This window comes from Paenibacillus sp. J22P165, assembly GCF_059692015.1.
The window spans coordinates 25,244-40,221 of record NZ_JCAUAP010000023.1 but is presented as its reverse complement, the minus strand read 5'-3'; the positions used below and the strand labels follow the sequence as shown (position 1 = coordinate 40,221).

At 48.9% G+C, this 14,978-nt stretch carries 9 protein-coding genes; all 9 read left to right on the top strand.

Translation table 11 applies throughout. The annotated features are described in order from the left end of the window. The first annotated feature begins 19 nt into the window (after positions 1-19). Positions 20-1,270, top strand: a complete 1,251-nt coding sequence (gene glyA, locus AC58QM_RS33715; protein ID WP_497289098.1) for a serine hydroxymethyltransferase — start codon at positions 20-22, stop codon at positions 1,268-1,270. Between the two features lie 718 nt (positions 1,271-1,988). Beyond that, positions 1,989-2,996 (top strand): glycoside hydrolase family protein, encoded by a 1,008-nt coding sequence (locus AC58QM_RS33710; protein WP_497289097.1) that lies wholly within the window; start codon positions 1,989-1,991, stop codon positions 2,994-2,996. Then, on the top strand, positions 2,996-4,714 hold the full coding sequence (locus tag AC58QM_RS33705; protein WP_497289096.1) for a family 16 glycosylhydrolase: 1,719 nt from the start codon (positions 2,996-2,998) through the stop codon (positions 4,712-4,714). The genes AC58QM_RS33710 and AC58QM_RS33705 overlap by 1 nt, the downstream gene beginning before the upstream one ends. Before the next feature lie 152 nt (positions 4,715-4,866). After that, positions 4,867-5,769: an ABC transporter permease gene (locus AC58QM_RS33700; RefSeq protein ID WP_497289095.1), complete on the top strand. Its 903-nt coding sequence runs from the start codon at positions 4,867-4,869 to the stop codon at positions 5,767-5,769. 15 nt (positions 5,770-5,784) lie between these two features. Next, a complete protein-coding gene (locus AC58QM_RS33695) occupies positions 5,785-6,657 on the top strand; it encodes a carbohydrate ABC transporter permease (RefSeq protein WP_497289094.1) in 873 nt (290 codons plus the stop codon). 79 nt (positions 6,658-6,736) lie between these two features. Beyond that, positions 6,737-8,350, top strand: coding sequence for a type 2 periplasmic-binding domain-containing protein (locus AC58QM_RS33690; RefSeq protein WP_497289093.1), 1,614 nt, complete (start codon positions 6,737-6,739; stop codon positions 8,348-8,350). Between the two features lie 75 nt (positions 8,351-8,425). Further along, positions 8,426-10,216 (top strand): cache domain-containing sensor histidine kinase, encoded by a 1,791-nt coding sequence (locus AC58QM_RS33685; RefSeq protein ID WP_497289092.1) that lies wholly within the window; start codon positions 8,426-8,428, stop codon positions 10,214-10,216. Continuing rightward, a complete protein-coding gene (locus AC58QM_RS33680; protein ID WP_497289091.1) occupies positions 10,213-11,811 on the top strand; it encodes a response regulator in 1,599 nt (532 codons plus the stop codon). Before AC58QM_RS33685 ends, AC58QM_RS33680 begins: the two co-directional genes overlap by 4 nt. A 16-nt stretch (positions 11,812-11,827) precedes the next feature. After that, positions 11,828-14,968: a glycosyl hydrolase gene (locus tag AC58QM_RS33675; protein ID WP_497289090.1), complete on the top strand. Its 3,141-nt coding sequence runs from the start codon at positions 11,828-11,830 to the stop codon at positions 14,966-14,968. The last annotated feature ends 10 nt before the right edge of the window (positions 14,969-14,978 follow it).

Here is a 14,978-nt window from a genome sequence, read left to right as displayed (position 1 = left end):
TCCTTAGGAGGAATTCCATATGACAAACTTTTTGAGCAAACAAGATCCGAAAATCGTAGAAGCGATGAACCTTGAGCTAGGCCGTCAACGCGACAAAATTGAGCTAATTGCTTCCGAGAACATCGTGAGCGAAGCCGTTCTTGAAGCTATGGGTACAGTACTTACGAACAAATATGCAGAAGGCTACCCAGGCAAAAGATACTATGGTGGCTGTGAGTACGTAGACATCGTGGAAGACATCGCTCGTGATCGCGCGAAAGAGCTTTTCGGTGCTGAGCACGCCAACGTTCAACCGCATTCCGGTGCACAAGCGAACATGGCTGTTTACCTAGCTGCTCTAAACCCTGGCGACACGGTTCTTGGTATGAACCTTGCGCACGGTGGTCACTTAACACATGGTAGTCCTGTTAATGCTTCCGGTATTCTTTACAACTTCGTAGCTTACGGCGTAAGCGAAAAAGATTTCCGCATCGACTATGATGATGTTCGTAAAGCAGCTTTCAAACACAAGCCTCGTATGCTAGTTGCTGGTGCAAGTGCGTACCCGCGTACGATTGATTTCGAAGCATTGGCTTCCATTGCTAACGATGTAGGCGCATTGTTCTTCGTTGATATGGCGCATATCGCTGGTCTAGTTGCAGCTGGTTTGCACCCGAACCCAGTGCCGCACGCACATTTTGTAACAACAACAACACACAAAACGCTTCGCGGTCCTCGCGGCGGTATGATTCTTACGAAAAAGGCATGGGCTGCAGCGATCGATAAAGCAGTATTCCCTGGTTCCCAAGGTGGACCTTTGATGCATACAATTGCAGCTAAAGCTGTTTCCTTCGGTGAAGCTCTTCAACCGGATTTCAAAGTTTATGGTCAAAACGTCATCAACAACGCACAAGCTTTGGCAACAGCTCTTACAGCTGAAGGTATCAACCTTGTGTCCGGCGGTACAGACAATCACTTGATGTTGGTTGACTTGCGTAACCTGAACATCTCCGGTAAAGACGCTGAGCACGTGCTTGATGAGATCGGTATTACAGCGAACAAAAACGCAATTCCTTTCGACCCAACTAGCCCGTTCGTAACAAGCGGTATCCGTTTGGGTACACCGGCTGTTACTTCCCGTGGTATGGACGAAGAAGCAATGAAAACTATCGCAAAAGTTATCGGTCTTACATTGAAAAACCCGAAAGACGAAGCTACGCTTGAGAAAGCTCGTGGCATGGTTGCGGATCTAACAGCGCAATTCCCACTTTACCCAGGTTTGACTTACTAATCGTTTTTAGGGAGGCCAGCTCATTGGAGCTGGTCTTTTTTTTTTACACGCAACCATGGCCACCCCATGTATACCTTGTCCGGACTTTATAACCCAAAGTAGCTTCCCTTACTGTATTGCCACACTCCCGTCTTCATCGTCACCTCCTGGTACCATCCCCCCTAATTACCGCCGCCGCGCCAAACCGATCCCCCAAGCTACTCATCAACACCTTCAACTCGACCTGTAGTTACCTCCACTTTACCTTAATTACCGCCGCCACCCCCAACCGATCGCTCCGAGCTACTTAAACCTCCCTCACCTTCACTTCCAACCCTCCCCAGCAAACTAACTGGATTTTCTCCATCTATTTGAAGCCAATTTCTCGAATTGGAAGGAATAGCTGTATTTCCTGTAGTTAAATTCTTTCGAATCGCTCGATTCTTTACGTTTCATCGAAATTAGCTGTACTTTTTCCATTTAATCACGAAAGTAGGTCGGATTTGAGCAAATTAGCTGTAGTTTATACATCAAAACGCAATCGGCAGCCAAAGCATCCGTCCACGCACTACATTCCAGCAACGATCTATCCGCAATAAGGCAAGCAGCTACCAATCTGCCAATCACACATCCCAAAACTTCAAACCATCTTACGAAAATATGAAACCTTTCCGCGCGACAGAGCCCTTACACTATTTCTGTACGAATGTATACCCTTACAGAGCTAGGAGAGGTGAACATGAATTTTCAGGAGATGCTTCGGCCTGTGCCGGCTGGGGCGAAGTTTGAGCTAGCAGGATGGCATGTTTGGTGTGGTTCGATGACACGAGATGCGGAGGGGAGGTATTACTTGTTTTATTCACGTTGGCCTGAGCAAGTGGGGTTTGAAGCTTGGGTCACACATTCCGAAATCGCCTATGCGGTTGCTGATAATCCGTTGGGTCCGTTCCACCATGTTGATACGCTTTGGACCAACAGAGATGGTGTAGCAAGCTGGGATAGGGATGTAGCACACAATCCAGCTATGTTGCACCACGGTAATCGTTATTACTTGTATTACATGGGGACTCATGGTCCTGACTTTGATCTCGACCATCCTGCCGATGAGGTAACATGGTGGTCGTATCGGAACAAGCAACGTATTGGAGTTGCTGTCGCTGACCATCCTGCAGGACCCTGGACGCGCGGGACTGCTCCTGTACTCGATGTTTCCCCAGGAGAGTGGGATGGTCTCATGACGAGCAATCCTACCGTGTGCGAGACCATGGACGGCCGTGTTCTAATGATGTACAAAGGTGTGGCCGAGGGTCCTCCGCCGAAGGGTGGAGCGGTTAACGCAGGCGTTGCCTTTGCCGATCATCCGCTGGGACCGTTTCGCAAGCAGCCAGAACCCACGGTAAAGAATCCAACGAACGATTGGGCGGTAGAGGACCCTTATGTATGGTGTCAGGACGATGGCTACTATGCGCTGATGAAGGATTTCCAAGGTTATTTTACGAAGTCGGAACGCGGCTCTGTGGCTTTATTTGAATCATCAGACGGCATTGTGTGGCAGCCATCGCGGCATGTGCTCGCATTCGATCTTCAAATTCCCTGGGCGCATCAAGTCGCACAATCCGTCCTCAGATTGGAACGCCCCCAGCTATGGTTCGACGAGAGCGGGAAACCTGCCGTCTTACTATGCGCCGTACTTGAACGGGAGGGAAGCCGATCGTATAACATCCGAATTCCATTAGGAGGAGATTAATGGTGAATTTGAAATGGCTCAGTCCACTTCGTACTTTAATAGTCAATCCGCTCCGGACGGTATTACCCGTATGTTTGTTGACCACAGCGACACTCGCTACAATTTCACCTGCTCCAGCTTCAGCAGCAGCACCAGCAGGTTACTCGTTATATTACGCGGATGAATTTAACGATACGGCGATCAATGAGGATGACTGGATGTATCGTGATGCGGGTCCCTATTCACTAGGCTACAACCGGAAAGAGAACGTGCGTGAGTCGGGCGGCTCTTTGCACATTGATTTTAAGCGTGAGCAAATTAATGGTACGTGGTACAACACCTGCGGCGGTATAGTTTCGAAGAAACTGTTCGGCTATGGCTATTACGAGACGAGAGCTAAGCTGTTTAATAGCACGACAGGGCTGCATTCTTCCTTCTGGAGTATGGGGCTCAGCAATCATATTGCGGCGAACAATATAACCGGCTTGACGGCCGAAATTGCCGAGGGGAATTTACCTTTTTATAATCAGGCTACGGAGATTGACGGCTTCGAGCATGACTCTGCCAACGGCTACTTTGATACGGGGACGATCACTTATATCCCAGGCTACAGTTCACCGCGTCATGCGGTCTCCGTTACACCAGATGCGTGGCACGTCTATGGGTACGAATGGACGCCGACGGCGATTAAATTCTATCTGGACGGTACACTCGTCAACACGATTAATACCGTTACGACACCGATGCCTTTTGCACCAGCCAATTTTTGGCTAACGGCACTAGGCTATAGAACCGTCTCGGATTACACGAAACTGCCAGGTGAAAGTGAGTTTGATTACTTCCGTTTTTACGCGAAAAGCTACCCAGCTGCGAATCTGCTCGGAAATCCTTTGATGGAGTTTACGGTAAAAGACACATCCAAGGGATATACCGATCAAGATACGCCGAACTGGATTGAGACGTACGATAAAGATGCCAGCTTCATGACCACGACAGATGCACATACCGGAACGCGTTCCTTGAAGCATGCGAAGGGAAGCAATTATCTGGTTACGACGAAGCAGAATCTGAATGGTATCGCGAACGGTACCTACCAGCTCAGCGCATGGGTGAAGAGCTCTGGCGGTCAGACACAGGCTCAGATGCGTGTGCTGAACTATGGTGGAGCGGAGATGAACATCACGGTCCCCACAACCAGCACGTGGACACAAATTACGTTGAATAATATCCCCGTGACCAATGGTCAGGCAACGATTGCCTTTACGTCTAATGCAACCTCGACACAGTGGATGCTCGTTGATGATGTGATCTTTAGCGAAGTATCCGCTACAACGGTGTATGAAGCAGAGTCCTTACCCGTAACAACGTCTACGGGGGATTCGCAAACGAATTACAGTGACGCTGTTGCTGGCAAATCGTTCAACAACCTAAATGGCAATGGAGTTGGCGATTACGTACAATACACGGTAAATGTACCGCAGACAGGAACGTATACTGTGTATGTGGGAAATCGCAGCGCATTCAACAAAGGCATATACCAGCTTGCCGTTAACGGCACGAATCTGGGTTCAACGGTAGACCAGTATGCTGCTACTTCTGGTTATATGGAGTCTAACTTGGGTACGGTGACGATCAGTACAACTGGCAATCAGACGTTCCGATTCACAGTAACGGGTAAGCATGCGTCCGCCAGCACCTATAATCTAGCTTACGATTACATCACACTCGTCAAAAATTGATCCAGCAAAGCCGTCTCTCTAGCGAGAGGCGGTTTTCGTATTTTTCAAAGATTTCCGAAGATTTTAGACCATCTGCCAAAGATATGAAAAGGATCGCCCCTTTCGCGACGCTACAATAAAGGTATAACCAACAGAGAGAGGAGAGGCAGCTCATGCATCGAACGATGAACCTGCTGCGAAGATACGGTGTGATGTATGCCCTATTAATTCCGGGCTTACTGTACTTTGCGGTATTCAAATATGTGCCGATGGTGTACATCGCCGCTGCATTTAAGAACTACAATGTCCTGCAAGGACTATGGGAAAGCCCGTGGGTCGGCTGGCAGAACTTTCAGCTATTTTTCGATGGTGTGTATTTCAAACAAATTATTGGAAACACCATTCTGATTTCGTTTTACAAGCTCGTCTTTTCATTTCCAGCACCGATTATTCTAGCCTTAATGCTCAATGCCGTTACGTCAACGGGGTTCAAAAGGACCATTCAAACCCTGACCTACCTGCCTCACTTTCTATCATGGGTCATTATTTACGGGTTACTGGTGGCTTTCCTCGCACCTGGAACAGGACTCGTTAACCAGTTGTTAACCGCCTTTCACTTAGACCGCATATCCTTCTTAACCGAGTCCGGTCTGATCCGGTCGCTTATTGTCACAACAGATATTTGGCAGTCAGTCGGCTGGGGAGCCATCATTTACTTGGCAGCGCTCACAGGCATCGATCCAAGCCTTTATGAAGCAGCAACGATGGATGGTGCGTCTCAATCCCGTCAGTTATGGCATATTACCCTTCCGGGTATTCGCAACGTCATTATCCTCATGCTCGTGCTGCGGCTCAGCGCCATTCTTGATGTCGGCTTTGACCAAATCTTCATCATGCTCAATCCGCTTAATCAAGAGAAGGCCGATGTTATCGAGACATGGGTGTATCGGGTCGGTTTACAAGAGGGACGTATTGGACTTGCTACCGCTGTCGGGTTGTTTAAATCAGTAATCGGCTTCGTGCTAGTACTTGGTGCGAATCGGATTGCCAAAAAATTCGACGGACAAATCTGGTAGAAGGAGGAATCATCCATGCGTCACATGACTACCGGCGACCGACTCGCCCAAGGTGTTAACTATTTGCTACTCTCATTGCTCGCCGCTTCTTGCGTACTGCCGTTCTTGTATGTCATTAGTGTTTCACTGACCCCGATCTCCGAGTTTATCAAGAAAGATGGCTTGGTCATTATCCCGACACACACCACGTTGACTGCGTACCGAGAGATTATGCAAGGGGGCCGATTACTCGATGCCTACCAAGTTACCCTCTTTCGTGTCATTGTCGGTACGCTGCTGAACTTAGTGTTCACCGTCATTACAGCACTTCCGCTCTCGCGCAAAGCCTTGCCTGGCCGAAGCCCATTCCTGCTTTTCATCGTATTCACCATGCTGTTCAACGGCGGTATTATTCCAGGCTACTTGCTCGTGAAAAATATAGGACTGCTCGACTCCGAATGGTCACTCATCATTCCTGGCTTGATTAATGCGTTCTATCTCATGATTGTAAAAAGCTTTTTCGAACAGCTGCCAGAAGCGATTGACGAAGCTGCTCGTATCGACGGAGCGGGTGAAATCTCCATTCTGGTACGCATCGTGATCCCATTGTCCGTACCGATTATCGCGACGATTGGCCTTTTCTACGCCGTGTGGCACTGGAATAGCTATTTCGACGCTCTGCTCTACATCAACACTCCAGAGAATCAGCCTGTACAGCTATTTCTAAGGCAAATTCTACTCGCGTCTGTGGCGATTAGTGGTGACGCAGCTGAAGCAGCAAACTCGGTGAACCCCATTTCGGTCCAAATGGCGTCCGTAGCCATTACAACGTTACCGATTTTGGTTGTGTATCCATTCATCCAGAAGCATTTTACCCGAGGTGTACTGCTTGGCTCTGTGAAAGGATAATAGGGGCCAAAATAGCGATGATATCTAGAGGAAACTCTCGGATATAGCATGTATAATAGACTAAAGGGAGAGGTTCAAGATGAAAAAGAATCACGCAAGTGCGTTGCTTAGTATGACTGTAATCCTTGGGGTTGTTGCTGCAGGCTGTAGCAAGGCTGAGAATACGGCTTCACCAAGTGCGAGCGTTGCCCCTTCTACGGGAGCCACGCAATCAGCTAAGCCTGTGGAAGCTGACAAGAAGTACAAAGTTAGCTTTTACAATACGATAGGCTATCGTTTGACGACGCCAATGCCAGCAAAAGAGCAGGATCCGATTCGTCAGATGATCGAGAAAGACAACAACATGGATCTCGATATGATCATGGGCGGCGAGAACTGGAAAGATAAGCTCAACCTGCTGATCTCCTCTAATCAGATTCCCGATATCGTCTCTTTCCCAGATCGTGCTTCTGCGATTAAATATTACGATCAAGGCTTACTGGCCGATCTCGATGACTTGTTGAAGGAGTTCCCTGAGCTTCCGAAAGCATTCGACCCTTCGCGCCTTGAGCCTATGAAATATAAAGGCCATACAATTGGCTTACCAGCTTCCGAAGCTGTCGGTGGTGTCAATGGTTGGTGGATTAACAATACATGGCTCAAAAAGTTGAACCTATCGGTTCCAACGAATCCACAAGAATTGCTCAATGTTATGAAAGCGTTCACTTTCAACGATCCAGACGGTAATGGCAAGAACGATACGTATGGTTACGTCGCGATGCTGCCAAAGGATGGTTCACTGGGTTATAGCACGAGCGGTGCACAAGGTTTCCAACAGATTTTCTGGATGTACGGTGTTCAACCTAACTTTGTAGATGTCAAAGAGGGTAAGGTTGTTGTCTACAACACCGACGCGAAAACGAAGGAAGCGCTGACGTTCATTAAAGAAATGATCGATGCAAAAGTGGTTGACCCTGACTGGGTAACGATCGACGATGGACTCAAACGTGATAATAAAATGTACCAAGGCAAAGTTGGTATTATGATCGAAGACTGGCGCCGTTCGGAGCCAGCAGAAACGAAGAAAATGCAGGATGCCGGAGGAAGTGTGCCGGATTGGAAGCAAATTGCACCTCCAAAGGGGCCCTATGGTGATCAAATCCTTGACGTGAAACCATTCCAGCAGTCACTCATTGGACTTTCGAAGGAAGCGATGAAGGATGCCGGCAAAGCAAAGCGTGCTATGCAGTTCATTCAATATCTATACACCAATAAGGATGCTTATCCGTTCTTAGCTTACGGCATTAAGGATAAATCATTTACTGTAACGAACGGCACACCGAAGTTGATCGATAGATCTACGTATAACGAGAAGGAAATTGAGTGGCGCTATAACTATGCTTTCGTTCGCAAAGCGACGGACGGCGTGTACTTTGACTTCCAGAAGCCTGATATCACAAACGCGAACCAGAAGATTAATACGAGTTACTTGAAGGATAATAACGTAAATCCACGCGTTTTTGATGATCCGGCTGACCCGATGTCGCAAGATCGCCTCAAATACGCCAATGAAATGATGCTCAAATTCGTAACAGGAAAAGAGCCTTTAACGAACTGGGATACGTACGTGAAGACGTTACAGGACAAATTCAAGTTGAACGATGCGATTGCGAATTATACGAAGCAGCTGCAAGGTGACGGTGTTATAAAATAAGTGTAGTGGGGAAAAGGGGAGAAGCCTCCTCTTTTTCCACATTTCAACGACTAGCTAGCAACGAGGGGTGCGCACATGCGAGATTGGATCAAGAAATGGTTCCACAATATATCATTCCGCCTGTTTCTGGTCTGTTTCGTCTTCGTGCTCAGCTCGGAGGCTATTCTAAGCGGCTTATCCTATCGTTATATTAAAAATGAAATTACGTCGAGTCAGCTTAACCAAGCTACACAGTTGCTGCATAAGGAAGAGGAATATATCGATTTATACTTTCTTCTTGTGCAAAATACGATCGGTCAACTCTCCACTTCAGCGGCTTCGTGGCGTAATGATCTGACAGCTGCGCAGGCTGCCTTGGAGAATGCCTATCGGGAGAACTCGGTCATGCTGACAGACGTGTACGTGATTCGCAAGGATTTGTCCATTCTGGGTGGAAACCCTGTAACCAAGGTTATTAATGACCCAAGAGATGATCGTGATCCGCTATACAAAATGGCTTACAGTAACGCTTACGGTGCCGTGACGGTTAGTCAACCCTATCAGAATTTCTTCTCCGGTTGGACAGTTACCTTCACCAAAGCGATTACGATAGCCGGTGAACCTATGGCTGTGGCTGTGGATTTAAATCTAACTGCGATGCAGGAGCGATTGCAAAAAATTGGCGGTGGCAGCAACGATTTGCAGCTAGGCATTATGGACAAAGAGGGACGTGTCATTCTGGAGCCAGCAGGCAGTCGTCTGTTTAGTATTGTCGATCACCGTCTACGTTTTGACGACCGCGATGGTCGGGAACTTGTGGAGTCCAAGGATGATGTCTTTAATGAGCACATGAATGGAAACGCCGTGACCATTATGAAGAGCATTAATCCGCGTACCAAATGGATTGTCTTTGCCTTCTATGACGGAACGACGCTGCAAACTTCGCTCAAGCGGATGGAGACCTTTTTCATTGGCCTGCTGCTGCTTGGCTTCTTGCTTAGTATGTTGACGGCCGGCTTCGTGGCTCGCATGATTCGAACGCCTGTGTATTATCTGATTCGAAAAATCAATCAAGTCGGTCACGGAGACTTGAACGTTAGCATATCGAGCGCACGCCGTGATGAATTCGGCAAGCTGGCTGAAACATTCGATGATATGCTGCGCCAAATCAGGACCTTAATTGAGCACGTGAATCATGGTGAGCGCAAGAAGAAAGAGTTAGAGATTCAAGTACTGCAATCTCAAATCAATCCTCATTTTCTGTACAACACGCTAGGTTCGATCTCCAATGTGGTTGCATTTGGCCGCTATCACGAGGTAGATAACATCATTGAAGCCCTGATTTCAATTCTCGAATACGGCATCACGGAGTTCTCTGACCGGGTCAGTTTGGAGCAGGAATTGCGGAATGTGAAGGATTATTTATATATTCAGAAGATCCGATACGATAGTGAATTTGAGCTTAAGGAAGACATCGATCCGGTAGCCCTGCAGCTTCCTGTCCTTCGCATGGCGCTTCAGCCGATTGTGGAGAATAGTATTTTTCACGGATATGCCGGAGGTCGTAAACCAGGAGCAATTCAGTTATCAGCCATTCGTCGGGACGGTAATCTCATTATTGAGGTAAAGGACGAAGGAATAGGCATGACGCCTGATAAGACAACGGAGTTACTGCTAGAGGATCCAGCGGGGAAAAATTATAATCATCGGAAGCGAATTGGTTTGTACAACATCCATCAACGAATCCGTTTGAATTACGGCGAGCCTTATGGGCTTAGCGTGTGGAGTGAGCCAGGGCGTGGAACATGTGTAACACTGACATTCCCAGATGACACAGTGCAAGAGAACAAGAAGCATGAGGAACGGGACAGGGGGGAAGCGCAATGAGAGAGGTAACCTGCCTCATTGTGGATGATGAGCCGCCAATGGTAAAGCGGTTAGAGACCTATTTCGAGCGATGGGCGGAGCGGCGGATGCCATTCCGACTTGTTGGTCGTGCCTATTCGGGCGCCGAAGCCTTGGAAAGGGCAGATGAACTTCGTCCTGACCTCATCATCACAGATATCGTGATGCCTGGCATGGACGGGATTGAACTCGTTCGTCAGCTTCGGGAACGTCTGCCTAATGTGGAGGTTATCATCCTAAGCGCCTACTCCGACTTTGCCTATGCGAAACAAGCGATTGCCATGGGTGTGTTTGAATATTTAGTTAAGGTGCCATTACGCGAAGAAGACGTACACACCGCCTTGTCCAAAGCGCGTGATAATGTCATCGCTCGCGAGGAAAAAGAAAGGCGCTTGCAAAGTCTTAGCGGATCAGTGAAGGAGAATTCGTATCGTCTGCGTAAGCATCTGTTTGAGGAGCTGCTGCGTGGTGAGGTGTCGGATCCCGTCATGGATCGCCGAAGCGCAGAGTTAGTGCCGAGTTTTGAGCCGCGGCAGTTTGGCTGCTTTGCTCTACGTTTTGATAATTATGATGTATTCTGCTCGGAATATTCACCAGCTGACCGTAACATGCTCAAGTACGGCATGTTAAATATTATAGAAGAAGTACTGCGGGAAAAAGGAAGCTGCTTTGCTTGTGAGCTGCAGCAAGGGGTCATCGTGGCTTTAGCTGCGCTTCCAGCGGGCAGCGAACAGTCGTTCGATCGGAACTGCTACGAGCTTGGGGAAAGCATCCGTGACGCCATCAAAACCTATTTACGAATATCTGTTTCGATAGGTGTGAGCCGGATGTATAATGGCTGGGGGCAGGCTTCAAAAGCCTATGAGGAGGCAAAAGGTGCGCTCGCGGATACCTTCTACGCTAGCTTTGGCTCCGTGGTTACGCCAAATCGCAGGCTAGCTTACACAGAGAGCGACTGGCGTGAGCTTTCAGAACGCTTCGAGCATACGCTTGAGCGATCAAGCTCAAAGTCAGGAGGCGAAGCGATTGCGCCTCTGCTTCATGTGCTGCACAGCCACCGCGTTATCCCAGGCAAGCTTCTGGGTTATGTGGAGAGCTGGTACGCACGGCTTCGCCAGCGGCTGCTGTCGACAGAGCATGCGGATGCCTCCGAGGTGGTTACCTTTGCAGACTGTACGCATCTGCATCAGCTGGTTGATCGGCTGCGCTTGGAGTGGGAAAGACTACATGCCCGAGTAGAAGGAAGCGGGTTGCGCGCAGAGATGGTAAAGGCGATGCGTTTCGTTGAGGATCATCTGAAGGAATCGATTTCCCTCAGCGTTGTAGCCGAGCATATTCATTTGAATCCTTCGTATGTGAGCGAGCTTTTCAAGAAAGAATTAGGGATTAATTTCACGGATTACGTCTCCAAGCGTAGGATTGAGCGGGCCATCGAGCTGCTGCGTAAGCGTGATTATTCCAATTTAGAACTTGCCGAGGCTGTTGGCGTTCATAATGAGAAGTATTTTTGTACCTTGTTCAAAAAAATAACCGGAACCTCTCCGCAGAAGTTTGTAGCGGTAGTCGGGAGAGATTGACGAGGAGAGAGTTGCTTTGCTATCCAAGAAAACTCGAAATCAGTTGGATGAATCCATTTTTCATAATCCGCCTGCTACATATCGAAGCGTACCTTTCTGGTCATGGAACGATAAGCTAGAGCCCGAGGAACTTCGTAGGCAAATTGGCGAGATGAAACGTGCAGGGTTAGGCGGTTTCTTCATGCATACAAGACAGGGACTGCTAACTCCCTATATGGGTGAGGAGTTCCTAGATGCGACCGAGGTATCAGCGGACGAGGCGAAAGCTCAAGGGCTTGAAGCTTGGTGTTACGATGAGAACGGATGGCCTAGTGGAACAGCGAATGGCGTTGTGCCGGCATTAGGGGCCTCTTATCAGCAAAAGTCGCTGGAGCGTATCCAAGTTAAGAAAGAGAACGCCTTGCACCAGATGGAAGTACTTCGACAGGACCCCGACTTTATGTACCTGCTGGTTCGATTAGAAAACGAGCAGCAATGGCGAGTGCAAGAGACGGATGGCGATATTGAAAATTGGGATGTAGGTCTGGCCGTCATGTGCCGAGTGAATCCTTACTATATTGATATCCTTTCTATTGAAGCGATGGATGCCTTTCTTCAGGCGTGCCATGAGGTTTATTTTCAGCGTCTGGGTGACAGGTTCGGTGAGGGGACTATGCCCGGCATATTCACAGATGAGTTTAAGTTCTCGGGCATTCCATGGTCGGTTGATCTTGATCGGGAGTATTCGTTGCGTTATGGGCAGTCCATTACGAATGCCATCGGTTGGCTGCTTACAGAAGTACAAGAGTCTGAAAAAGAAGCCGCATACCTAGCGCGTTATCAGTTCTGGAATCTGGTAAGCGAGCGTTTTCGAACGTCAGTTCGCTTGGTTGCAGACTGGTGTGAAGCACATGGCTGGCAGCTGACAGGTCATTTCATGGGCGAAGATACCCTTATGGACCAAATGCAGTATACGGCAGGAGTCATGCCGCTGTACGAGCGAATGCATATGCCAGGTATTGATATGCTGGGGCGTACGCCGCGCAGCGTGATCTTGCCTAAGCAGGCGTCTTCGGTAGCGCGGCAGTTGGATAAACCGTTCGTGATCACGGAAACCTTCGGTTGCTGCGGCTGGAACTTGAGTTTCCGTGAGATGAAAAGGATCGCCGAATGGCAGTTTGTCCTAGGTGTGAATCGTCTATGCCCACATCTGCAATCGTATTCGATTCGTGGGGTTCGCAAGCGGGACTACCCACCTTCTCTGTACGTTCAGCAACCATGGTGGGATGTGTACAGCCAGTTTAATGATTACTTTGCTAGACTTACGTATTTGTTGACGCTCGGGAAGGCCGTTCCAGGCATTCTTGTGCTGCATCCGATGCGATCGGCATGGCTGTTGCAAAGTTTGAAAGATAAAAGTAACGTGGAACAGTTGCAGAACCGCATGGATGTGTTAGCGGAGGAGTTATTAGCGCTTCAGCGTGATTTCGATTACGGCGATGAATCTTTGATGCGAGACTATGGGCGTATTTTGGACGGGATGTTACAGGTCGGTTCGCAACAATATGCAACGGTCATTGTAAGTGATGTGCTAACGATAGAAGCTTCAACCTTTGAACTGCTGAAATCGTTCGTAGAAGTGGGAGGAAAGGTCATCTTGGTGGGGGAAGCCCCTCTCTATCTGGAGGGCAAACAGAGCGAGTCGCTGGCATCTTGGTTTATGAGCGATAGTGTGGTTCATATTGCCGAATTAAAGGGTTTAGCCGAGCATGTGCAGGTTCGCAGGGATTGGCTACCGGGAGAGGATACGTCGCAAGAAGCTTTACGCAAGCTTTATGTACAGGAGCGGCGTTTGCCTGGTGTGACATTGCTGTATGTTGTGCATACGGGGAATACCGGGACGGTCGAGTTGAACATTCATGCGTCAGATCGGCGAGTATGGATGGAGATGGATTTGGAAAATGGGGGAAAAGGCGAAGCTGACGCACGCACACTGTCGTCAAGTTTGAAGCTAGCGCCTGGTGACTCCAAGATTTTCGCGGTTTGGGACAGTGAGGCTGTAACGGAAGCAGTTCCAGTTTCGGCTTTACCTTCACTCACTGAGAAGACATTATCAGTCGTTGAAGTGGACATGGAAGCCCCATGGGACTATCAGCTGTCAGCACCTAATGCGCTAACCTTAGACTATGCTGCCTATCGTTTAGATGGAGGCGAGTGGTCAGCTCCAACGTATGTGCTGAATATCCAAGAGCATTGTATCGCGCTGAAACGGCCTGTGCATATCGAGTTGGCGTTTACTTTCGATACAGATGCAGCCCTGATGCAGGTCACTGATCGTTCGCTGTGGAAGCTGGCGATCGAACGTCCTGAGCACTGGAAGCTGGAGGTTAACGGACAGCTTATCCAAGCAGACAGCGCTGACGGTTGGTTAGGCGGAGATCGCAGCTTCCCTACGCTGAAGATCGGTGACTATGTGCGAGAGGGACGTAACGATATCCACATGTCGGGAACCTTTTACTGCAACGAAGAGGTGTACCGGTTCTTCGGTGTGGCCGGTGCCAACTTGGCCCCGATTCGCAATAAGCTCACATTCGACGTTGAGATCGAAAGTGTGTACGTGCTAGGTCCTTTCGCTGTGCAACCGCATAGGGGCTGGGAGCAGGCGGAACGCGAGGCATTATGGACGGAAGGCCCGTTCACTTTGACTCCCCCGCCGAAGCAACTGTCTCTGACGAATGTCACAACGCAGGGATTGGTCTTCTATGCAGGGGGCATCCGTGCAGCCAAAAGCATTACTTTACCCGAGTATGTGCTCAAACGTATACGCGAAGGGAGCAGGCTCGTCCTACAGTGGGACGCTATGCGCTGTCCAGCTGTGAATATTACAGTAAATGAAGGAACCACGCATACGATTCTTTGGGGAGCCCAGCAACTGGATCTTACAGCGGAAGTATCGGAAGCCACCGTGCAGCTTCACATAGAGTTGCTGACCAGTGGACGTAACACATTTGGCCCTCATCATCATCTAAAGGGTGAAGTAACCTTCGTCGGACCGACTAGCTTTACCGATAAAATCGGGTGGGTTGACGCAGGGGCCGACCATATCTGGACGGATCGCTACTGTTTTGTCAGCTTCGGGCTGACCGGTGTTCAGTTATTGCTGATAGACGCCAGCTAAACCTTACTTC